The 22,266-nt window shown below is 73.4% G+C and carries 20 protein-coding genes; 15 read left to right on the top strand and 5 right to left on the bottom strand.

All coding sequences use genetic code 11. The features are described from left to right. Positions 1–82 precede the first annotated feature (82 nt). Positions 83–889: an IclR family transcriptional regulator gene (locus J116_RS03635; RefSeq protein ID WP_023590711.1), complete on the bottom strand. Its 807-nt coding sequence runs from the start codon at positions 887–889 to the stop codon at positions 83–85. A gap of 344 nt (positions 890–1,233) precedes the next feature. On the opposite strand from J116_RS03635, the gene allB reads away from it, so the two are divergent. From allB to J116_RS03620, 3 genes are all read left to right on the top strand, one after another. Next, positions 1,234–2,574 carry an allantoinase AllB gene (gene allB / locus J116_RS03630; protein ID WP_028964700.1) on the top strand — a complete coding sequence of 447 codons (1,341 nt, stop codon included), beginning with the start codon at positions 1,234–1,236 and terminating at the stop codon, positions 2,572–2,574. Positions 2,575–2,651: 77 nt separating this feature from the next. Further along, a complete protein-coding gene (gene alc / locus J116_RS03625) occupies positions 2,652–3,758 on the top strand; it encodes an allantoicase (protein ID WP_028964701.1) in 1,107 nt (368 codons plus the stop codon). Between the two features lie 472 nt (positions 3,759–4,230). Further along, positions 4,231–4,851 carry a dihydrofolate reductase family protein gene (locus J116_RS03620; RefSeq protein ID WP_023590714.1) on the top strand — a complete coding sequence of 207 codons (621 nt, stop codon included), beginning with the start codon at positions 4,231–4,233 and terminating at the stop codon, positions 4,849–4,851. A gap of 5 nt (positions 4,852–4,856) precedes the next feature. On the opposite strand, the gene J116_RS03615 is transcribed toward J116_RS03620, so the two are convergent. Further along, the gene (locus J116_RS03615) at positions 4,857–5,081 is read right to left on the bottom strand and encodes a hypothetical protein (protein ID WP_023590715.1); all 225 of its coding nucleotides are present in this window, start codon (positions 5,079–5,081) and stop codon (positions 4,857–4,859) included. A 538-nt stretch (positions 5,082–5,619) separates the two neighbouring features. Here J116_RS03615 and J116_RS03610 point away from each other — a divergent pair. Then, positions 5,620–6,051 carry a PaaI family thioesterase gene (locus J116_RS03610; RefSeq protein WP_023590716.1) on the top strand — a complete coding sequence of 144 codons (432 nt, stop codon included), beginning with the start codon at positions 5,620–5,622 and terminating at the stop codon, positions 6,049–6,051. A 14-nt stretch (positions 6,052–6,065) separates the two neighbouring features. Here the strand turns inward: J116_RS03610 and J116_RS03605 are convergent, their stop codons facing one another. Beyond that, on the bottom strand, positions 6,066–7,082 hold the full coding sequence (locus J116_RS03605) for a Gfo/Idh/MocA family protein (RefSeq protein ID WP_023590717.1): 1,017 nt from the start codon (positions 7,080–7,082) through the stop codon (positions 6,066–6,068). A 222-nt stretch (positions 7,083–7,304) separates the two neighbouring features. Between J116_RS03605 and J116_RS03600 the strand changes: the two genes are divergently transcribed. The 11 genes from J116_RS03600 (at position 7,305) to J116_RS03550 (ending at position 19,502) form a co-directional block, all read left to right on the top strand. Further along, positions 7,305–8,324 carry a sugar ABC transporter substrate-binding protein gene (locus J116_RS03600; protein ID WP_099048141.1) on the top strand — a complete coding sequence of 340 codons (1,020 nt, stop codon included), beginning with the start codon at positions 7,305–7,307 and terminating at the stop codon, positions 8,322–8,324. Continuing rightward, positions 8,321–9,376 (top strand): ABC transporter permease, encoded by a 1,056-nt coding sequence (locus J116_RS03595; protein ID WP_023590719.1) that lies wholly within the window; start codon positions 8,321–8,323, stop codon positions 9,374–9,376. Before J116_RS03600 ends, J116_RS03595 begins: the two co-directional genes overlap by 4 nt. Beyond that, positions 9,373–10,272 (top strand): ATP-binding cassette domain-containing protein, encoded by a 900-nt coding sequence (locus J116_RS03590; RefSeq protein WP_023590720.1) that lies wholly within the window; start codon positions 9,373–9,375, stop codon positions 10,270–10,272. Before J116_RS03595 ends, J116_RS03590 begins: the two co-directional genes overlap by 4 nt. Continuing rightward, positions 10,269–11,459 carry an ROK family glucokinase gene (locus J116_RS03585; protein WP_023590721.1) on the top strand — a complete coding sequence of 397 codons (1,191 nt, stop codon included), beginning with the start codon at positions 10,269–10,271 and terminating at the stop codon, positions 11,457–11,459. The genes J116_RS03590 and J116_RS03585 overlap by 4 nt, the downstream gene beginning before the upstream one ends. Next, positions 11,456–12,121 carry a hypothetical protein gene (locus J116_RS03580; protein WP_023590722.1) on the top strand — a complete coding sequence of 222 codons (666 nt, stop codon included), beginning with the start codon at positions 11,456–11,458 and terminating at the stop codon, positions 12,119–12,121. Before J116_RS03585 ends, J116_RS03580 begins: the two co-directional genes overlap by 4 nt. A 556-nt stretch (positions 12,122–12,677) precedes the next feature. After that, positions 12,678–12,941 carry a phosphopantetheine-binding protein gene (locus tag J116_RS03575; RefSeq protein WP_023590723.1) on the top strand — a complete coding sequence of 88 codons (264 nt, stop codon included), beginning with the start codon at positions 12,678–12,680 and terminating at the stop codon, positions 12,939–12,941. Between the two features lie 39 nt (positions 12,942–12,980). After that, the gene (locus J116_RS03570; protein ID WP_023590724.1) at positions 12,981–13,952 is read left to right on the top strand and encodes a chlorinating enzyme; all 972 of its coding nucleotides are present in this window, start codon (positions 12,981–12,983) and stop codon (positions 13,950–13,952) included. A 377-nt stretch (positions 13,953–14,329) separates the two neighbouring features. Further along, positions 14,330–15,055 carry a thioesterase II family protein gene (locus tag J116_RS03565; RefSeq protein WP_023590725.1) on the top strand — a complete coding sequence of 242 codons (726 nt, stop codon included), beginning with the start codon at positions 14,330–14,332 and terminating at the stop codon, positions 15,053–15,055. An 18-nt stretch (positions 15,056–15,073) separates the two neighbouring features. Further along, positions 15,074–16,615, top strand: coding sequence for an amino acid adenylation domain-containing protein (locus J116_RS03560; RefSeq protein WP_023590726.1), 1,542 nt, complete (start codon positions 15,074–15,076; stop codon positions 16,613–16,615). Between the two features lie 146 nt (positions 16,616–16,761). Continuing rightward, complete coding sequence (locus J116_RS03555) at positions 16,762–18,090, top strand: cation:proton antiporter (RefSeq protein ID WP_023590727.1); 1,329 nt, start codon at positions 16,762–16,764, stop codon at positions 18,088–18,090. Beyond that, positions 18,087–19,502 carry a helix-turn-helix transcriptional regulator gene (locus J116_RS03550; RefSeq protein WP_023590728.1) on the top strand — a complete coding sequence of 472 codons (1,416 nt, stop codon included), beginning with the start codon at positions 18,087–18,089 and terminating at the stop codon, positions 19,500–19,502. The genes J116_RS03555 and J116_RS03550 overlap by 4 nt, the downstream gene beginning before the upstream one ends. On the opposite strand, the gene J116_RS03545 is transcribed toward J116_RS03550, so the two are convergent. Continuing rightward, complete coding sequence (locus J116_RS03545) at positions 19,431–20,867, bottom strand: amidase (protein WP_023590729.1); 1,437 nt, start codon at positions 20,865–20,867, stop codon at positions 19,431–19,433. The genes J116_RS03550 and J116_RS03545 overlap by 72 nt on opposite strands. 33 nt (positions 20,868–20,900) lie before the next feature. Beyond that, the gene (locus J116_RS03540; protein WP_023590730.1) at positions 20,901–22,256 is read right to left on the bottom strand and encodes a phthiocerol/phthiodiolone dimycocerosyl transferase family protein; all 1,356 of its coding nucleotides are present in this window, start codon (positions 22,254–22,256) and stop codon (positions 20,901–20,903) included. Positions 22,257–22,266 lie beyond the last annotated feature (10 nt).

Here is a 22,266-nt window from a genome sequence, read left to right as displayed (position 1 = left end):
GTGGCACACCCGCCTGAAAGGGGCGCGGGCATCCGAAAGGGCCCGGGAGCCTGGGCTCCCGGGCCCTGCCCGCGCGCTCGGCTCAGCTCGGCGCCGAGGTGTTGGTGAGGGCCGTCGCCAGGTCGCGGGCGACCTCCTGGAGAACGGGGACGATCTTGTCCGTCGCCGCCTCCGTGACCCGGCCCGCGGGGCCCGAGATGGAGATGGCCGCCGGGGTCGGCGAGTCGGGCACCGACACCGCGAGGCAACGGACCCCTATCTCCTGCTCGTTGTCGTCCACGGCGTATCCCGCCGCCCGCACCTGCTCCAGCGCGGCGAGGAACTCGTCGGGCGTGGTGATGGTCTTCTCCGTCGCCGCGGGCATCCCCGTACGGGCGAGGAGCGCGCGCACCTCCTCCGGCGGGGTGTGCGCGAGCAGCGCCTTGCCGACACCGGTGGAGTGCGGCAGCACCCGCCGTCCGACCTCGGTGAACATCCGCATCGAGTGCTTGGACGGCACCTGCGCGACGTAGACGATCTCGTCGCCGTCGAGCAGCGCCATGTTCGCCGTCTCGCCGGTCTCCTCCACGAGCCGCGCCAGATACGGGCGGGCCCAGGTGCCGAGGAGGCGGGAGGCGGACTCGCCGAGGCGGATGAGGCGGGGCCCGAGCGCGTACCGCCGGTTGGCCTGCTGGCGGACGTATCCGCAGGCGACGAGGGTGCGCATCAGGCGGTGGATGGTGGGCAGCGGGAGCCCGCTGCTGGCGGACAGCTCGCTGAGTCCTACCTCGCCCCCGGCGTCGGCCATCCGCTCCAGGAGGTCGAAGGCACGCTCAAGGGACTGCACGCCACCCGACCCGGCGGCGGGCTTGGTGGCGGCGTCGGTGGTGCTGGCGCTGGACGACGGCACGTCAACGGTCCTTTCGAGGCGGATGGACAAGGCAGCAGCCTACCGGGCCCTCCGGCCGGGCACATCGCCCACGGCATCGCATCCCGGCCGGTCAGGGCCCGTTTGTCCCTGTGTCCGCAGCGTTGCTCCGCTGTCCCTGGACGCCTCCTCTGTGCGGAGCTACGTTCTTCTATGCGGAATCTTAATTCCATCTTGTGGAATCCACCAAGTGGATCTTCGCGCTCCGGGCACCCCTTGACGGCCGTCGGCGCGCGGGCGAGACTCCTTCAACAGAACGTTGAAATCCGCTGGAGGGGAGAGCGTTGAACGTGAGCGTGGACGTGAGCGGCGACGTGGACCGGCACATGGATCCGCCCGTGGACCTGGTACTGCGCTCGACGCGCGTCGTCACCCCCGAGGGCACGCGCCCCGCGGCCGTCGCCGTCGCCGACGGCACCATCGCCGCGGTCCTGCCGTACGACGCGGAGGTCCCGGCCGGGGCCCGCCTGGAGGACGTGGGCGACCACGCCGTGCTCCCCGGACTCGTGGACACCCACGTCCATGTCAACGACCCCGGCCGCACCGAGTGGGAGGGTTTCTGGACCGCCACCCGCGCCGCGGCCGCGGGCGGCATCACCACCCTCATCGACATGCCGCTCAACTCCCTGCCGCCCACGACCACCGTGGAGCACCTGCGGATCAAGCAGGACGTGGCCAGGCCCAAGGCCCATGTCGACGTGGGCTTCTGGGGCGGCGCCCTCCCGGACAACGTCAAGGACCTGCGCCCGCTGCACGACGCCGGTGTCTTCGGCTTCAAGTGCTTCCTGTCGCCGTCGGGCGTGGACGAGTTCCCGCAGCTCGACCAGGAGCAGCTGGCCGCCTCGCTCGCCGAGATCACCGGCTTCGGCGGACTGATGATCGTCCACGCCGAGGACCCGCACCACCTCGACGCCGCGCCCAGCCGCAGCTCCGCCAAGTACGCCGACTTCCTCGCCTCCCGCCCCCGCGACGCCGAGAACACCGCCGTCGAGAACCTCATCGCCCAGGCCCGCCGCCTCGGCGCCCGCGTCCACGTCCTGCACCTGTCGTCCGCCGACGCGCTGCCCCTCATCGCCGCCGCCAGACGCGAGGGCGTCAAGGTCACCGTCGAGACGTGCCCGCACTTCCTCACCCTGACCGCCGAGGAAGTGCCGGACGGGGCGACCGAGTTCAAGTGCTGCCCGCCCATCCGCGAGGCCGCCAACCAGGACGCCCTGTGGCAGGGACTCGCCGACGGCGTCATCGACTGCGTCGTCTCCGACCACTCACCCTCCACCGCCGACCTCAAGACCCCCGACTTCTCCACCGCCTGGGGCGGCATCTCCTCCCTCCAACTGGGCCTCCCCGCCATCTGGACCGAGGCCCGACGGCGCGGCCACACCCTGGACGACGTGGCCCGCTGGATGTCCACCGCCCCCGCCTCCCTCGCGGGACTCGACCGCAAGGGCGCCATCGAGGCCGGCCGCGACGCCGACTTCGCCGTCCTCGCCCCTGACGAGTCCTTCACCGTGGACCCGGCCCGGCTGCACCACCGCAACCGGGTCACCGCCTACGCGGGCCGCACCCTGTACGGCGTCGTCACCTCGACCTGGCTGCGCGGCGTACGCATCGCCGACCGCGGCCGACCCGCCGCACCCAGCGGGCGACTGCTCGAAAGGAACAAGTGAATCCCGTGACCGACACCGCAGCCGACTCCACCGTCACCGGCACCGGCGCTGACACCGGCACCACCACCGGCACCGGCATTCCGCGCTTCACCGGCGACGCCAGCCCGTACGGCGGCGGCGACCCGTACGCCGACTACCGCGCCGCCGACCTGCCCTTCACCGGATACGCCGACCTCGCCGACCGGCGCCTCGGCGCGGGTGTCGTCGCCGCCAACGACGAGTTCTTCGCCGAGCGGGAGAACCTCCTCAAGCCCGAGCCCGCCGAGTTCGACCCGGAGCACTTCGGCCACAAGGGCAAGGTCATGGACGGCTGGGAGACCCGCCGCCGCCGCGGCACCTCCGCCGACCGGCCGCACCCCGACGCCGACGACCACGACTGGGCGCTCGTACGGCTCGGCGCGCCCGGCGTGATCCGCGGCATCGTCGTGGACACGGCCCACTTCCGCGGCAACTACCCGCAGGCCGTCTCCGTCGAGGCCGCCTCCGTGCCCGGCTCGCCCTCGCCGGAGGAACTGCTCGGCCCGGACGTCGAGTGGACCACCCTCGTGCCCCGCACGCCCGTCGGCGGGCACGCGGCGAACGGGTTCGCCGTCGATGTGGAGCGCCGCTTCACCCACCTCCGCCTCAACCAGCACCCCGACGGCGGCGTGGCCCGCCTCCGCGTGTACGGCGAGGTCGCCCCCGACCCGGCGTGGCTCGGCGCGCTCGGCACCTTCGACCTGGTGGCGCTGGAGAACGGCGGCGGTGTCGAGGACGCCTCCGACCGCTTCTACTCGCCCGCCACCAACACGATCCAGCCCGGCCGCTCCCGCAAGATGGACGACGGCTGGGAGACGAGGCGCCGCCGCGACCAGGGCAACGACTGGATCCGCTACCGGCTCGCCGAGCAGGCCGAGATCCGCGCCGTCGAGATAGACACGGCGTACCTGAAGGGCAACAGCGCGGGCTGGGCCGCCCTCTCCGTACGCGACGGCGAGGACGGGCCGTGGACCGAGTTCCTGCCCCGGACCCGGCTCCAGCCCGACACCAACCACCGCTTCGTACTGCCGACCCCGGCCGTCGGCACCCACGTCCGCATCGACATCTACCCCGACGGCGGCATCTCCCGCCTGCGCCTCTTCGGCTCCCTCACGGAGGAGGGCGCCAAGCGCCTCACCGCCCGCCACCAGGAACTCGGTGGCTGACCCACCCGACGCCGCCCTGACCCGGCAGCGGTCGCCCCACCCCTGGGCGCCCAGGGGCGCCGCCCGGCTCTGAGCGCCCAGGGGCGCCGCCCGGCAACCGGCCCGATGGCCGGCGCACCGGCCGACATGCGGCCGCTCCCGGCGCAGTGCGCCCGTCCGGCGTCCGGCGCCGGGTCCGGGACCGGGTCCGGGCCCGGGACCGGGTCCGGTGATAGGCGTCCGGGGGCCCGCCCGCGCGTCCAGCGCCCCGCTCCGGCCGCCGGTGGGCGGGGTCCGCGCCGTACCCGCCCGCCGGTTCCTCCGACGGCCCGGCCCGGTGCCGGCGCGCCCCGTCGCGTCCCCCGTGCCGGACCGGACCGGCGGGGGTGTTGCTCCTCTGGTGGGACACCCCCGCCGCGTCGCCGCCCGGCGATGAGTTCCGGGCGCCGCCAGGGTCTGAGCTGGTACGGAACACCGACGAAAGGCGCGTGCCATGGCTCAGCTCACCCTCACCACCTTCCTCTCCCTCGACGGCGTCATGCAGGCCCCCGGCGGCCCCGACGAGGACCGCAGTGACGGCTTCGACTACGGCGGCTGGCTCGTTCCCTTCGCCGACGAGGACATGGGCCGCTTCATGAACGAGGTCTTCGACCGCGCCGACGCCTTCCTCCTCGGCCGCCGCACGTACGAGATCTTCGCCTCGTACTGGCCGGAGGTCACCGACCCGGACGACCCGATCGCGGGCCCGCTCAACAACCTCCCCAAGCACGTCGTGTCCCGGACCCTCAGGACGGTCGAGTGGAACAACTCTCACCTCGTGGAGGGCGACCTCGGCGAGGTCGTCGCCCGGCTGAAGGCGGGCCCCGGCCGGGAGATCCAGGTCCACGGCAGCGCCCGCCTCGCGCAGGGCCTCATCGCCCACGGCCTGGTGGACGCGCTCAACCTGCTGGTCTTCCCCGTCTTCCTCGGCAAGGGCCGCCGGCTCTTCCCGGACGGCGGCGTCCCGACCGCGTACGAGCTGACCGGGCACCGCACCACCTCCACCGGGGCGACCATCCAGACGTACCGGCCCACCGGCCCCGCCGAGTTCGGCACCTTCGCGGCGGAGGAGTGACCGGCCTACGCCCGGACCCGGCGCCCGGCGGCTATCAGCACCCCGCAACCGGCCACGGCGAGCAGCGCGTGCGCGAACAGCGGGAAGTCCCGCCGCAGCACCGGCAGATGCTCCACCACGACGCGGGTGACGCCCAGGAACGCGAACCAGCCGCCGGTCAGTTCGCGTATCACCCCCACGCAGCCCACCACGAGCAGCGCCGTGCCCAGCAGTTCGAGGATCTTCCTCATGGCCCCGATCCTCCCGCGCACGCGGCCGGTGGCGCTTCCGACCTCGGGATGCGCTTGCCGGTCCGGAAGTCCACACCACCCCCTACTTCGGTAGCGGACGGCGGACTCCCGGCCGTTCCGGCCCGTACGGCTGCGTGGCGTGGAGCGTGTGACCCACGCGGAATACCCCTGGCTGCTGCCCTCCGACCTGGCCGAGGCCGCCGGCCTCGACGGCGAGGGCGACGGCGCGGGCGCCAGACGCCGCCGTACCGCACGGGGTCCACAGCAGCCGCCAGTTCAACGAGTCGGACGCCGTCGTCTACGCCGACCAGGTCCTCGGCGCGACGCCGTGCGGAAGATGGCCGCGGGCGACCCGGTGCTGTCCCCGGCCGTCACGCGGTGGACCGCACGGCGCTCACCGGCCATCCCGGACCTGACCCGGCCCCATCAGCCCCGGCGCCCGCAAGTTCCGCGCGGCGCCCGCCCCACCCGCCCGGCGCTCACAAGCCCCCGCGCACGCCCCCTAGGCCATCCGCGTGAGCGCCCCTAGGCTGCCGCCATGACCGACGACCCCGCGCTCGACCTCGCCCGGAAGGTGCTCGACAGCCAGCCCTTCAGCCGCCTCGTCGGCGCCCGCGTCACCGCGTTCGGCGACGGCCGGGCCGTCCTGGAGGTGGACGTACGCCCCGAACTGCTCCAGCAGAACGGCTTCCTGCACGGCGGCGTGCTGTCGTACGCCGCCGACAACGCCATCACCTTCGCCGCCGGGACCGCGCTGGGCCCGGCCGTGCTGACCGCCGGGTTCTCCATCCAGTACATGCGCCCCGCCGTGGGGCGCACGCTCGTCGCCCGCGCCTCGGTCGTGCACGCGGGCCGCCGCCAGGCCGTGGTCCGCTGCGACCTGCTGACTGCCGCCGAGGAGGACGGCGCGGAGACCCTGTGCGCGGTCGCCCAGGGCGCCGTCCTGGCCGCCGAGTCCTCCCGCGACTGACTGTGCCCGCCCCCCTACACCGCGCCCTCCAGCCCCGGCACCTCCGCCAGCCGTACCGGGCGGCGCTCGTGGCGGGACAGCTCGCACGCCTCGGCGATCCGCAGCGCCTCCAGGGCCTGGAGCCCGTCGCACGGGTTGTCCCGCTCACCGCGCGCGAACCGTACGAACGCGTCCAGCTCCGCCTCGTACGCCGGGGCGAACCGGTCCAGGAAGCCCGTCCACGGCCGGCTCGCGGGCGGCGGGCCCAGCGGTTCGGCGGAGGTGACCGGCGTGCGGTCGTCCAGGCCCACCACCAGCTGGTCCCGCTCCCCGGCCAGCTCCATCCGCACGTCGTACCCGGCGCCGTTGCAGCGCGTCGCGGTCGCCGTGACCAGCGTGCCGTCGTCCAGGGTGAGCAGCGCCGCCGCCGTGTCCACATCACCCGCCGCCCGGAACATCCCCGGCCCCCGGTCCGAGCCCGCCGCGTACACGTCCACGACCTCGCGGCCGGTGACCCAGCGCACCATGTCGAAGTCATGGACCAGGCAGTCCCGGAACAGCCCGCCCGACAGCGGCACGTACGCGGCGGGCGGCGGCTCCGCGTCGGAGGTGACCGCCCGCACGGTGTGCAGCCTGCCGAGCCGCCCGTCCCGTACCGCCTCGCGCGCCTTCGTGTACCCGGCGTCGAAGCGCCGCATGAAGCCCAGCTGGAGCGGCGACCCGGCCGCCGCGACCGCGCGCAGCGCCCGCAGCGTACCGGGCAGGTCCACGGCGACCGGCTTCTCGCAGAACACGGGCAGCCCGGCGCGGGCGGCGCGCACGAGGAGGTCGGCGTGGGAGGCGGTGGCCGAGGCGATCACCACGGCGTCCACGCCCCACGCGAACACGTGGTCGGCACCGGGCGCGGCCGTAGCGCCGATGGCCCGGGCGAGGCGCTCCGCCCGATCCGCGTCCACGTCGGTGACGACGAGCCCGCCGACGTGGGCGTGCCGACTGAGCACCTTCGCGTGGAACGTCCCGATACGACCGGTTCCGATCAATCCGATACGCATGTCCCAAAGTGGGACATGGCCGGAGCGCCGTGTCAAAGAGGGGAGCGCCCGCGCGCGGCGGCCGCCCCCGCGCGCCTCACGTGCCGGACCTCCTTGCCCGTGGCGGCCCGCGCCCCGCACCCGGTGGGTACCGTCCGGGACCCGATGACCGATACTTGGGCGGTCGGGGCGCCCACCCCGGCAGCGGCAGGACGACAGCGGACAGCAGGAGGGCACGGACTCGTGGCAACGGTTCGGACAGGAGTACGCGCGGTCGCCGCCGTGCTGGCGGTGGCACTCGGAGTGACCCTGACCGCCTGTAGCGCGACCGGCGGCAAGCGCGCCGAGGACGCCAGGAAGGCGGCCGCCGAGGCCGCGTCGGGCCGGGCCAACGTCACCACGCCCCGCTGGACCTTCGCCATGGTCACCCACTCCGGTGACGGCGACACGTTCTGGGACATCGTCCAGAAGGGCGCCCGCCAGGCCGCCGCCAAGGACAACATCAACTTCCTGTACGCCCACAGCGACGAGGGCCAGCAGCAGGCGCAGCTGGTCGACTCGTACGTGGACAAGAAGGTGGACGGCCTGATCGTCACCCTCGCCAAGCCGGACGCGCTCAAGGCGTCCGTCGCCCGCGCCGTCGCCGCCGGTATCCCGGTGATCACCGTCAACTCCGGCTCGGCCCAGTCCAAGGCGTACGGCGCCCTCACCCACATCGGGCAGGACGAGACCGTCGCCGGGCAGGCCGTCGGCGACGAGCTCGACAAGCGCGGCCGCAAGAAGGCCCTGTGCGTCCTGCACGAGCAGGGCAACGTCGGCCACGAGCAGCGCTGTGCCGGCGTACGCGAGACGTTCGACGGCACCCTCCAGAACCTCTACGTCGACGGCACGAACATGCCCGACGTCCAGGCGTCCATCGAGGCCAAGCTCCAGACCGACCCCGCCATCGACGCCGTCGTCACCCTCGGCGCGCCGTTCGCCGACGCCGCCGCCCAGGCCAGGCGCACCGCCGGGTCGAAGGCCGAGATCGACACCTTCGACCTCAACGCCAAGGTCGCCGCCGGGCTGAACAACGGGACCCTCGGGTTCGCCGTGGACCAGCAGCCCTACCTCCAGGGGTACGAGGCCGTGGACCTGCTGTGGCTCTACCGCTACAACGCCGACGTGCTGGGCGGCGGCCGACCCGTCCTCACCGGCCCGCAGATCATCACGAAGAAGGACGCGGCCGCCCTGGCCGCCTACACGGAGCGGGGGACGCGATGACCGCGACCGCCCCGCCCGCCGAGGGCGGCCAGGCCCGCGACGAGCGCCTCCTGCCCGCCTCCCCGCTGAAGAAGCTCCTCACCCGCCCCGAGCTGGGCTCGGTCGTCGGCGCCGCCGCCGTCTTCGTCTTCTTCGCGTTCGCCGCCGACGGCTTCCTGCGCGCCGCGAGCCTCGGCACCGTGCTCTACGCGGCGTCCACCATCGGCATCATGGCCGTGCCCGTCGCCCTGCTGATGATCGGCGGCGAGTTCGACCTGTCGGCGGGCGTCCTCGTCACCACGTCCGCGCTGGTCTCGTCGATGTTCAGCTACCAGATGACCGCCAACGTCTGGGTCGGCGTCGTCGTGTCGCTGCTGGTCACCCTCGCCGTCGGGCTCTTCAACGGCTTCATGCTCACCCGCACCAGGCTGCCCAGCTTCATCATCACGCTCGGCACGTTCCTGATGCTGACCGGCCTCAACCTCGGTCTGACCAAGCTCATCAGCGGCACCGTCTCCACCAAGACCATCGCGGACATGGAGGGCTTCGCCTCCGCCCGCGCCCTGTTCGCCTCCGAGGCGACGATCGGCGGCGCCACCCTCAAGGTCACCATCCTGTGGTGGCTGGGCCTCATCGCCGTCGCCACCTGGGTCCTGCTGCGCACCCGCTTCGGCAATTGGATCTTCGCCGTGGGCGGCAACGCCGAAGCCGCCCGCGCGGTCGGCGTCCCCGTACGCCGCACCAAGACGCTCCTCTACATGGGCGTCGGCCTCTGCGCCTGGGTGTCCGGACAGCACCTGCTGTTCTCGTACGACGTCGTCCAGTCCGGCGAGGGCGTCGGCAACGAGCTGATCTACATCATCGCCGCCGTCATCGGCGGCTGCCTGATCACCGGCGGCTACGGCTCCGCGGTCGGCGCCGCCGTCGGCGCGCTCATCTTCGGCATGACCAGCAAGGGCATCGTCTACGCCGAGTGGAACCCCGACTGGTTCAAGTTCTTCCTCGGCGCGATGCTCCTCCTCGCGACCCTCCTCAACGCCTGGGTCCGCAAGCGGGCGGAGGCCACCTCATGACAAGCCCCCTCACGACGAGCCGCCCCACGACGGCCCCGCTCGTGGAACTCGACGCGGTCAGCAAGCACTACGGCTCCGTCCGCGCCCTCACCGACGTCTCCCTCCGGGTCCACGCCGGGCAGATCACCTGCGTCCTCGGCGACAACGGCGCGGGCAAATCCACCCTCATCAAGATCATCTCCGGGCTGCACGCCCATGACGCGGGAACGCTCCGCGTGGACGGCGAGGAGACCGCCTTCTCCTCCCCGCGCGAGGCCCTGGACCGCGGCATCGCCACCGTCTACCAGGACCTCGCCGTCGTCCCCCTCATGCCGGTCTGGCGGAACTTCTTCCTCGGCTCCGAGCCCACCACCGGCAAGGGTCCCTTCAAACGGCTCGACGTGGCCCGGATGCGCGCCACCACCCGCGCCGAACTGCTCCGCATGGGCATCGACCTGCGCGACGTGGACCAGCCGATCGGCACCCTCTCGGGCGGCGAGCGGCAGTGCGTCGCCATCGCCCGCGCCGTCCACTTCGGCGCCAAGGTCCTCGTCCTGGACGAGCCGACCGCCGCCCTCGGCGTCAAGCAGTCCGGTGTCGTCCTCAAGTACGTCGCCGCCGCCCGCGACGCGGGACTCGGCGTGGTCCTCATCACCCACAACCCGCACCACGCCTACCTCGTCGGCGACCGATTCGTGCTGCTCAAGCGCGGTGCCATGGCCGCGTCCCACACCCGGGACTCGGTCACCCTGGACGAGCTGACCCGCCAGATGGCCGGGGGAAGCGAGCTCGACGCCCTGCGTCACGAGCTGGAACGGGCGACCCCTCCTGGCACAATCGACGAAGGCGGGCACCGCCCGCCGCCGGACCCCCAGCGCGCCCGGCCCACCGACCGGCAGGGACGACAGGACCCGTGAGCACGCACCGCGACCCCCTCCGCGTCACGGACCTCGTCACGGAACGCGCCACCGCCCTGCGCACCGTCGGCAGCCGTGAGCGCCGCTCCCACCTCAGCGCTCCCCGCGTCCCGACCGTCGGCATCGACATCGGCGGTACGAAGGTGATGGCCGGGGTCGTGGACGCGGACGGCGCCATCCTGGAGAAGGTCCGCACCGAGACCCCCGACAAGTCCAAGAGCCCCCAGGTGGTCGAGGACACGATCGTGGAGCTGGTCCTGGACCTGTCCGACCGGCACGATGTGCACGCCGTCGGCATCGGCGCCGCCGGGTGGGTGGACGCCGACCGCAGCCGCGTCCTGTTCGCCCCGCACCTGGCCTGGCGCAACGAGCCCCTGCGCGACTCCCTCCAGGCCCGCCTCGCCGTCCCCGTCATGGTGGACAACGACGCCAACACCGCCGCCTGGGCCGAGTGGCGCTTCGGCGCGGGCCGCGGCGAGGACCACCTCGTCATGATCACGCTCGGCACGGGCATCGGCGGGGCCATCCTGGAGGACGGCCGCGTCAAGCGCGGCAAGTACGGCGTCGCCGGGGAGTTCGGCCATATGCAGGTCGTCCCCGGCGGGCACCGCTGCCCGTGCGGCAACCGCGGCTGCTGGGAGCAGTACAGCTCCGGCAACGCCCTGGTCCGCGAGGCCCGCGAACTCGCCGCCGCCGACTCCCCGGTCGCGTACAACATCATCGAACGCGTCAAGGGGCACGTCCCCGACATCACCGGCCCGCTCATCACCGAGCTGGCCCGCGAGGGCGACGCCATGTGCGTCGAACTGCTCCAGGACATCGGCCAGTGGCTCGGCGTCGGCATCGCGAACCTCGCCGCCGCCCTCGATCCGTCGTGCTTCGTCATCGGCGGCGGCGTCAGCGCCGCCGACGACCTGCTCATCGGCCCCGCCCGGGACGCGTTCCGCCGCAACCTCACCGGGCGCGGTTACCGCCCCGAGGCCCGCATCGCCAAGGCGGAGCTGGGCCCCGAGGCGGGCATGGTCGGGGCCGCCGACCTCGCCCGGCTGGTCGCCCGCCGCTTCCGCCGCGCCAACCGGCGCCGTGTCGAACGCTACGAGCGGTACGAGCGCTACGCGCAAGCCTTCCGCGCCGGTGCCGTCCGCCCCACCCGCCCCAGGAGCACCACCGAGGAACCCGGAGCATGAGCCCCACCAATCCCCCCACGAGCACCGACACCTCCACCGGTGCCACCGGCACCACCGCCGCCGACGCGACCGGCACCACCGGGACCGGCACCCCGCCCGCGCCCGCCCCGGCGAGGAAGCCCCCGGGCCCGGTGGGGGAGACCCGGGCCCAGACGATCTTCCGCCGCTGGTTCACCGCCCTGGTCATCGTCCTGCTCATCGGCATCCCCGCCGGGTACCTGGCGATCTCCGCCGAGCAGAGCCGCTCCAGCGGTCGCGACAAGGAGGCCGAGTCGTCCGTCAGCGGCCTCCAGGCGAGCTGGCCGTCGAAGATGAAGCGCCGCGTCTTCGAGGTGCCGATCCCCGCCCGCTCCCGTGACGTGGCCTACTTCGAGACCAGCAACTGGAAGTCCAGCCGCCTCTACGTCCAGTTCACGACCACCGGTGCCGGACTCGACACCTTCCTCGGCGACAGCGGCACCAGCCGCTCCGCACTGGAGGAGGGCGACATCACGGTAAGCGACCGGGACGCCGGAGTCGTCGGCTGGCGGTTCCCGCCCGACCGCGACTGGTCCGGCACCACCCACCGTCAGGACCGCCCCCGCCCCACCCGCGACATCACGGTCGACCTCACCGACCCGGCCGCGCCCCGCGTCTACGTCGTCTCCACCGCGACGCCCTGACACCACCAGGCCCTGGCGCCACCCCTCCCCAGAGACCGCCACGCCCGAGCGCCGCCCGTTCCCTGCACCACCGGGCCGGGCACCGTCACCCCGCGCCCTGGGCCGCCCGGTCCGGGCACCGTCGGCCCGGGCACGGCACTCCCCGCCCTCGCGCCGCCGCCTCGCACCGCCACACCCGCATCCGCACCCGAGGCCGCACCGCCCCGCCGCGCCCGCAGCCCGCGGGGGGCCCGGGGCGGTGGCCGTGCTCCCACCGGCCCTTGCCCCACCGGCAGGCGACCGGCGCGGAACGGATCGGAACACCGCCGCTCGACTACGGGCCGGCGCCCCCCGCAGGCGCGCCCGTTGCACACACCGCGATTGACGCATGTTCATCGCGCATACCCCCCAAGAGATCGGCATTACCGCGATCGGCGGGGCGGCTATAAAGTTGAGCCCGCAACGCGCTTCGCGTGTTGCGTGGACCAGTGCAGAGCGTTCAGCGAATCTCTCATCGGCTGGAATGCCACCCTCGCGGGAGGCTCGCACGAGACCCTACGAGAGGAGCAAGGCAGAAATGCCCGTTACCACCCCGGAGGGCCTGCACGAGATGCAGAAGCTGCTCGTCGAATGGGTGCGTGAATTCCTCGAGACCCCGGACGCCTCCCTCGCGGACAACTTCCTGGACCTGGGAGGCCACTCCCTGCTCGCCATGAACCTCAACGCGCGCGTTCAGCAGCATTACGGTCAGGAACTCGACGTGAAGACCCTGTTCGAGCAGTCGCTCGGCGACGCCGTCGCGGAACTGCGCGCGCGGATGGACGCCCAGCAGCCCGCGTGACCTGCACCAAGCCCATCCCCACCAGAAGCTGGAGTAGCCGTGAGTGACAAGCTGTCGGATTTTCGGCTGACCCCCGAAGAGCTCGCCACGTTCGAGGACCAGGGCTTCATCGGTCCGATCAAGGTGTACGAGCCCGAGGAGATGGAGAGGCGCTGGAACGAGATACGCCGCGCCATTCCGGACCGGTCGCGCGCGATCTACCCGAACGACGCGCTGGGCGCGGTCACCAACCTCTCCAACTACGACCGGCACCTCGACATCGACCTGCTCAGCGAGCACATCATGCAGCGGGCGATCGTCGAGCGGGTGGCCTCCATCCTCGGCCCGAACCTGCTCTGCTGGCGCACCGAGTTCTTCCCCAAGTACCAGGGTGACGAGGGCACGGACTGGCACCAGGCGGCGACGTTCGCCCACTCCAGCGGCCGCCCCCAGATCCAGTGGCCCGCGCAGAACGACGCACCCGCCTTCGGCGGCACGATCACCGCCTGGACGGCGTTCACCCACTCCACCAAGGAGAACGGCTGCCTCCAGCTCATGCCCGGCACGCACCGGGTCATGAACTACGACGAGTCCCTCGGCATGTCCTACAACCCGGACACCATCAACAAGCGTGAGAAGGGCAGTGTCCGGCGCGGCTTCTTCGGCTACGACTACCGCGAACTCCAGAAGGACCCCGACTGGCGCCCCGACGAGTCCAAGGCGTTCTCGCTCGTCATGCAGCCCGGCGAATGCGTCATCTTCTGGTCGACCCTGATGCACGGTTCGCTCCCGCACACCGGAAGCAAGAAGGACTACCGGATGGGGTTCGCCACCCGGTACGTGCCGACCCAGGTGAAGATCTACCCGGACCTCGGCGACGTGTCGGAATACGGCGGCACCATTCCGCTCGACAATTACGCCGCCGTCCTCGTCTCCGGGAAGGACGAATACGGCATCAACAAGCTGACCGACCGGAGCCGCACGGGACACAAGTTCACTCCGTGGGACTTCCGGATTCCCGTCGGCGGCTGACACCGGAGCAACCGTAACGGCGGCAGGATATGTCCCGGCGCCCGCCCCGCTGCCCAGCCCGCACCTTACCGCCGGGACATTCCCCAGGGCGTGACACGCGGAACGCCACCCGGGCGAGGCGGCGCGAAGACCGGCCGCCACGCCACCCCATTCCCCGCACCGTCCGCCCGACCGCGGATCACCACCGCCGGCCCCGCCAGGCCGACACGGCCGCAGGCCGGGAAAGGCCACGGAAGAAACAAGCCGCGACCAGCCGGACAGGGGCGCCCGGTCGCGGTGCACACGCGCCCCCGCCCCGCCCCGGAACAGCGTGACCGGTGCAGTCCGGCACCGGACACGCTGCTCCGGGCCCCCTCCCTGTCCCGGAAGGCGCACCGATGGCTGTGCTCGCCCTCTTCCACCACGCCGGCGGTTCGGCGGCCGTGTTCCGACGGCTGACCCGACTGCTGCCCGACCACATCACGCCCCTGGTGGCCGAACTGCCCGGCCGTGGCCGCCGCTGGCGCGAGCCCACCCTCCACACCGCCGAGGAGGCGGTGCGGGACCTGACCAACCTGCTGATCCGCGAAGTCGGTCCGGACGGTGAACTCTCGATCTTCGGCCACAGCATGGGCGCCTACCTCGGGCTCGGCGTGGCCGCGGCCCTGGAGCGGCGCGGCGGCCCGCGCTGCCAGGTGCTCTTCGCCTCCGCCAACCTCGCCCCCCAGCTCGCCACGCCGCTGTACGCCGAGGGAGCCGCCCCCGCCACGGACGAGGAGGTGCTGCGACGCGCCGCGCGGTACGGCGCGCTCGACACCGGGCTCCTGCGCGACCCGCACATCGCCGCCCGCGCGGTCTCGCTGCTCAGGGCCGACTTCGACATCTGCGACTCGTTCGTCCGGACCATGGCGCGGACGGTGACCGAGAGCCGCGTCGTCGTCTGCCGCGGGCGAGAGGACGCCTTCGGCGATGAACACACCGACAAGTGGCAGTGGAGCAGCGTCCAGCCGCTCACGACCCGTACGTTCCCCGGCGGCCACCTCTACCTGGAGACGGCCGCGGCCGCACCGCTCGCGGCGACGATCGAGTCCTTCATGACCGAACCGGCGCAGTCCCCCACCTGACCGGCCTGGGAGCAGCCAGTGACCACCGTACGCAAATCCCCCGGAAGGCCCCCGCTCGCGCACGAGCTGTTCGAGGCGCGGCGCGCCCGCCATCCCGACCTGCCCGCCATGATCTGGGGCGCCAAGTCCCTCACCTACGAGGAGCTGGGGCGCGACTCGGACCGGCTCGCCCTCGCGCTGCGCTCGGCGGGCGTCACCGGCCGCCCGGTCGGCGTGTTCTTCGAGCGCGGGTTCGCCGTCGCCGTCGCGGTGCTCGGCGTGCTGAAGGCGGGCTGCGCCTACGTGCCGCTCGACCCGGCCTACCCCGACGAGCGGCTCGCCGCCATGGTCCGCGACAGCGGCGCGCCGGTCCTGCTTACCGACAAGGAACACCTCGACCGCATCCCGGTGCCGGAGGGCACCCGCACCGCCGTGCTGGACGACGTCCTCTCCGCCGTCGAGGAAGGCCCCCGCCCCGCGGCGCCGGTGACCGGACCGGACACGCTGGCCTACGTCATCTACACGTCCGGGTCCACCGGCGTGCCGAAGGGCGTGGCCATGCCGCACCGCCCGCTGGCCAACCTCGTCGACTGGCAGTGCGCGCAGTCGTCCTGCGGCACGGGCGACCGGACCCTCCAGTTCTCCGCTCTGAGCTTCGACGTGTCCTTCCAGGAGCTGTTCAGCACCTGGGCCTCCGGCGGGACGCTGGTGGTGGTGGACGACACGACACGCCGCAGCTGCCAGGCCCTGATCGAGCTGATGAACCACACCGCGGTACGGCGCATGTTCCTGCCCTTCGTCGCGCTGCAGGCGATAGCGGAGCACGCCGGTGCGACCGGCACCTGGCCGGCCACCCTCCGCGAGGTCGTCACGGCCGGCGAACAGCTCCAGGTGAGCCCCGCGATACGCGCCCTCTTCCGGCACCTGGACGGGGCCGTGCTGGTCAACCAGTACGGCCCGTCGGAGACCCACGTCGTGACCTCACTCGAACTCCGCGGCGATCCGGGGACCTGGCCGGACCAGCCCACCATCGGCCGCCCCATCGCCAACGCCGAGGCGTACGTCCTCGACGAACACCTGCGCCCCCGGCAGCCCGGCGTGCCCGGCGAGCTGTGCATCGGAGGACCGGTGCTGGCGCAGGGCTACCTGGGCATGCCGGACGTGACCGCCGCGCGGTTCTGCTCCGTACCCGGCGTGGCGGGAGGTAGGCGGATCTACCGGACGGGCGATCTGGTCGAGCTCCAGCCGGACGGCACCCTGCGATTCCTCGGGCGGCTGGACGACCAGGTGAAGATCCGGGGCCACCGCGTGGAGACCGGCGAGGTCGAGGCGCGTCTGCGGGCCCTGCCGGAAATCGCCGACGCCGCCGTGGTCGTGCGAGGCGACACGGCGGCGACCAAGCGGCTGGTGGCGTTCTGCGTACCGGCGCGGGGCGCCCGGGTGGTGGCGTCCGCCGTCAGGCGGAGCCTGTCGGCGCACCTGCCCGAGCACATGATCCCGTCGTCGGTGAGGGACCTGGCCGCGCTCCCGCTCACCCCGAGCGGCAAGGTCGATCGCAAGGCGCTGCTCCGGCGGATCTGACCGCGAGGCCGGCGGGCCCGGCGGGCTCACCCCGCCCTCCCCCGTCCGGACGGCTCCGGCCGCTCCCGACGTTCCCGTCCCCGGACCGGGCCGCTTCCGCCCGGGTTCCGGACTGTTCCGTCACCCCAGAAGGCAGGAGGAGTCGAGTGTCCACGCACGGCCTGGCCTTGAGCGCGGGGGAGAGCGGCAGCGTCGCCGGGATCGTCCTGGTGGACCTGGCACTGGTGCTGCTCGCCGCGTTCCTGTTCGCCACTCTGGCCAAGCGGGTGCGGCAGCCCGCCGTGATGGGCGAGATCGTCGCCGGGATCGCGCTCGGGCCGAGCCTGCTGGGGCTGCTGCCCGGCGACCTGCCCCGGCTGCTCTTTCCGCCGGAGGCCCGCCCGTACCTGGAAACCCTCGCCCAGCTCGGCCTGGTGCTGTTCATGTTCGGTGTCGGCTACCAGCTGAGCCTCTCGCACGTCAGAGGCGTCGGTAGGCATATCGCGCTGGTGTCGTTCTGTTCGGTGGCCCTGCCGTTCGCCCTGGGTGCCGGGCTCGCGCTGCTGCTGTACCCGTGGCTCGACCAGGGCGAGCTGAGAACGACGGGAGCGCTCGGCCCGGCGCTGTTCCTCGGCGCGGCCATGTCCATCACCGCCTTCCCGGTCCTCGCCCGCATCATCACCGAACGGGGCCTTCAGCGGCAGCGGGTGGGCACGGTGGCGCTGGTCAGCGCCGCGATCCAGGACGTGATCGCCTGGAGCGTGCTCGCCGCGGTCGTCACGCTGGTCACCGTCAGCGGCCCCTGGTCGTTCGGACGGACCGTCGGCGGGGCCGTTCTCTTCGTCCTCGTCCTGCTCCTCGCGGTGCGGCCGGCCCTGGCCTGGCTGCTGGCGCCGCGACGGCGGTGGGCGGGCAGCGGCACCACCGTCCACGTCGTCCTCTGCGCCGGACTGCTCACCAGTGCCTGGATCACCCACGAGATCGGCCTGCACGCGGTGTTCGGCGCCTTCCTGTTCGGCGCCGTCGCGCCCCGGCACCACATCGACGCGACCGCGCCCGAGGTGCCGGAACGCATCGACCAGACCAGTCTGCTCCTCCTCCCCGTCTTCTTCACCGTGACCGGGCTCTCCGTGGACCTCGCCGGCCTCGGCGCGCAGGGCCTGGTCATGGTCCTCGCGATCGTCGCGGTGGCCTGTGCGGGCAAGTTCCTCGGCGCGGCCGGTGCCGCCCGGCTCACCGGGGCCACCGGACGCGAGTCCGCGGTCCTGGGCATCCTCCTCAACGCCCGCGGGCTGACCGAGCTGGTCGTCCTCAACGTGGGGCTGAGCCTGGGGGCCCTCGACACCCGGCTGTTCACCGCCATGGTCGTGATGGCGCTGGTCACCACGTTGATGACCGGCCCGCTGCTGAGCCGGTACCAGACCGGTGCCGAACCGCGGCCGGCGGCCGTACGGCCGCCGGGGAAGCGCGCGGCGGGGGAGGGCGCGGTCCGATGACGGCGATCACCACGAGACGGGTCGCGCCGCCCGCCCCGCACTCGCCCACCGCGCCGCGGCCCGCCGTACCGCCGCTGCCGCTCCCGCTGCGCGGCCGGGAGGAGGAGACGGCACGTGCTCTGCGGGCCCTGGAGTTCGGCGCCGGCGGCGGGTGCGCCCTGGTGGCCGTCGAGGGGCCGCCCGGCTCCGGGAAGACGCGCTTCCTGGACGAGTGCGTGGCCATGGCGGAACGGCTGGGCTTCGTCACCGGGCACCGGTTCCCGCTGCCCGTCCCGGCCGGTCCCCCAGGAGCGCCACGAGCGGACACCGCGACCGCCGACCGGCCCCGGCTGATCGTTCTGGACGACGCCCACTTCCTCGGGGAGGAGGCGAGCGACGCCCTGCTCGCCCGGCGGCACGCCCGGTACGGCGGCGGAGCGGTCGTGTGGCTGGTCGCGCGCCGCTGCGGGGCCGGGCCGAGGGGTCTGGACGCGCTGGTCGCCGGCTCCGTCGGGCACACCGAGCGGATCGCCCTCGACGCGCTTGCCGCGCCCGCGGCGCGCCAGGTGGCCTGCGACCTCCTGGGCGTTCCCCCCTCCGCCCGGCTCGCCCGCGTCCTGCGTGGCGCGGGCGGCCACCCGAATCTCCTGGTGGAGCTGGTGGAGGGAATGCGTGAGGAGTACATGATCGAGGTCACCGCCCACGAGGCGCGCCTCGTCGAGGAACGCATCCCGCAGCGGCTGAGGGCGCTGCTGCGCAGCATGCTCCTCGACTATCCGGACGAGTGCCGCCAACTGCTGAGGGTGGCGGCCGTACTCGGCCGGGAGAGCACGGTCGAGGACCTCCTGCCGACCCTGCACATGCCGCCGTCCGCGCTGCTGCTCACCCTGGACCGGACGACGACGACCGGGGTGCTGGCCGTCAGCCACAACCGGGTCCGCTTCCCCAACGAGCTGCTGTGGCGGCTCCTCGTCGACTCGGTCCCGGCGACGCTGCGGCACGCGCTGCGCCGCCAGGTGGCCGCCGCCCGCCCGGAGCCCGCGTACGGGCGGCCGGGGGACGCGTCCGACGCCCGGCTCTGGGCTGCTGGACCCGGACCCGAGCCCCGGCCGGAGCCGGAGCCGGAGCCCGGGCCCGGTGCCCGGCGGGCGGTGCCCGCCGGGGCGCCGGACCTCAACGGCCAGGAGCACCGGATCGTCCAGATGGTCGCCGAGGGACTCACCAACAAGCAGATCGCCCGGCGCCTCGACATCTCCCCCCACACCGTCAACTACCACCTGAAGAAGTTGTTCAGGAAGGCCGGGGTGAACTCCCGTATCGCCCTCCTGCGGGAGACGGGCTGGAACGACCGCCCCGCAGGCTCACCCGGCGGGCAGCGGGGGCCGCGCGTCGGCCCACGGGCGGGCGCGCTCGAAGGCGGCGGCCAGCCCTAGGAGCCGGTCCTCGGCGCCGGGCGCCCCCACGAGCTGCACGCCGACCGGGAGATTCCCCGCCGCCCGTCCGGCGGGCAGCGAGATCGCCGGCTGGCCGGTGATGTTGAACGGGTAGGTGAAGGCCAGCCAGTCGGCGTACTCCCGCCACCGCTCCTGGAAGCCCGGGCCCTCCGGGGCCGCGCCCAGTACGGGCGGCAGCACGGTCAGCGTCGGGGTGAGCAGCACGTCGTGGCGCGTCCAGAAGCGCAGCACGTCGGCCGCCCGGTTCTGGGCGGCCGTGATGGCGGTGCAGTACTCGACGGCGCCGATGCGCTCGCCGTGCAGGGCGATGTCGAGGGTCGTCGACTCCAGTTCGGCCAGGTGCTCCGGCGCCACCCCGCGGACCATGGCGGCCACGTTCGCCGCCATGACCGTCAGCATGGGGTCCAGGAGCCCGCCCAGGTCGGGCGCCGCCTCGACCATCTCGACCCCCAGCGACGCGAAGGCCGACACGGTCTCCTCGAACACCTCCCGTACCTCCGGGGCGACCGCGCCGTGCGGCGGCGTGGCCGTGTACGCCACGCGCAGCCGCTCCGGCGGCCGGTCGCAGGCGGCCAGGAACGAACCGGCGGGCGCGGGCAGACCGTACGGCTCCCCGACGACCGGGCCGGCCATGACGTCGAGCATCAGGGCGGCGTCGCGTACGGTGCGGGCCATCGGGCCGTTGACGACGTAGCCCGCCCACTGCTCCTGCGACGCGGGTGCCCACGATGTACGGCCGCGGGTGGGCTTGAGCCCCACGATCCCGCAGGCGGACGCGGGCGCCCGGCCGGAACCCGAGCCGTCGGCCGCCAGGGCGAGCGGTCCTATGCCGGCCGCCACGGCCGCCGCGGCGCCGCCGCTGGAGCCCGCGGGGCCGTGCTCGGGGTTCCACGGGTTGCGGGTGGCGGGGAAGGCCCGGTTCTCCGTCGTGATCCGCAGGCCGAACTCCGGCATGTTGGTGGAGCCGACGAGGATGCCGCCCGCCCGCCGCAGGCGGGCCACCAGTTCGCTGTCGAAGCCCGGCTTGTAGCCGGTGAACGGCAGGGACCCGTAGGCGGCGGGCAGGTCGGCGGACTCGTTCACGTCCTTGATGGTGAACGGGACGCCGTGCAGAGGGCCCCGCTCGTCCGTCGGCAGCGCGTCCGCGGCGCGGGCGTCCGCGAGCGCGCCCTCGGCCCGCACGGCGACCACCGCGTTCAGCACGGGGTTCACCGCCTCCAAGTGGGCGAGGACCGCCTCGGTGACCTCGACGGCGGACAGTTCCTTCCTCGCGACCAGGTCGCGGAGCTCGGTCGCGGGCGTGAAGATCGGCGGCTGGGCGGGGGTGCGGGCCGGTGCGTTCATTCGCGGTGCTCCCATGGGGTTCGGGACCGGGCTTCAGCCGGCCGCTCGTACGAGGGCGAGGACGGTCTCCACGCAGGCGTCGGCGAGCCGTGCGGCACGCTCGTCGGAGACCAGGCCCTCGGCGTAGGTGAAGTTCCAGGCGAGCTGGTGGTGGCTGGAGTTGACGGTGGCGACGAAGGTCCCGACCACCGACAGCGAGGCGACGAACTGCGCGCCCGTCGCACGCCACGGGCCGACCCGGTCCGGGAACGGGAAGCGGCCGATGTTGGAGATGCAGAAGTTGATCGGGCCCTTCTCGTCCAGGTGCCGTACGAAGGGCATGCTGTCGGCCAGGCTTCGCGGTCCGGAGTCGCCGACGAGGCGGATCATGGAGAACTGCTCGCCCCGCGCCTTGCGGGCCCTCAGGTCGGCGCTGATCTCCCGGGCCGTCTCCCACAGCGGCCGGTCGGCGACGTGCTCGACGAGCGAGGGGATGGTCGCCACGTAGCTGCCCACGTCGTCGGGCGGGACCGGCGGCTCGAGGTCGCCCCGGAAGTCCACCGGGGAGCCGATCGAGTACCACGTCCCGTCGGCGGCCCCGGCGTCCGCCGCGACTGCGCGGACCATCGCGGCGGTGAGCACGCCGTGCACGGTCGCCCCGCGGGCGCGGCAGGCCCCGGCGAGCCGGTCCAGCGCCGAGGCGTCCAGCGACCGGTGGAGGAACCGGGTGCGGCGCTGCTCGAAGGGCACGGCCCGGTCGGCTTCGACGCGTCGGGGACGCAGCCGACCGAGGTCGTTCTCGTCCCGCTCGGCCTTCGCCCTCGCCGCCGAGGCGCCCGCGTCGCTGCGGTGCCCGGCGGGGAAGAGGTCCTCCGCCGGGGGCAGGACGGCACGCGGTTCGGCCGGCCGGCCGGCCGCCAGTTCGGCCCACTGCCGCACCAGGGAGACGACGGTGGTGCCGTCCGCGACGACGTGCAGCAGACTCAGCATCAGGTCGTGGAACTCGCCGTCGGGCCCCCGGCCGGTGAGCACGGTGGCCGTGGCGAGCGGCCCGGTGCTCCAGTCGATGCGGCCGTTGACGAGCTCCCGGTCGACGACCCGCTGCCACGCGTCGCCGGTGTCGTCCGCCTCGTCGAGGACGCGGTGGTCGAGCGGGACGGGACGGCCGTCCACCGGGACGAACCGGGGCTCCCGTCCCGCCGCGTCGGCCTCGATCGCCACGCGCAGCAGCGGATGGGCGGCCTGGAGGGCGGCCAGGGACGAGCGCCACCGCGCGGGGGACACCCGGCCGTGGACGCGCACCCGGCCGATGACGTTCAGCGGTGCTATCTGGTCGGCGATCCAGTACCAGCGCTCCAGCGGACTGAGTTCCCGCCGCACCGCCTGGACGGCCGTGGAGGTCGTGGACATGTGCTCCCCC

This window comes from Streptomyces thermolilacinus SPC6 (assembly GCF_000478605.2).
Taxonomy (GTDB): Bacteria; Actinomycetota; Actinomycetes; order Streptomycetales; family Streptomycetaceae; genus Streptomyces; species Streptomyces thermolilacinus.
The sequence above is the reverse complement of the archived record's forward strand: the minus strand, read 5'-3'. Positions and strand labels throughout refer to the sequence as shown.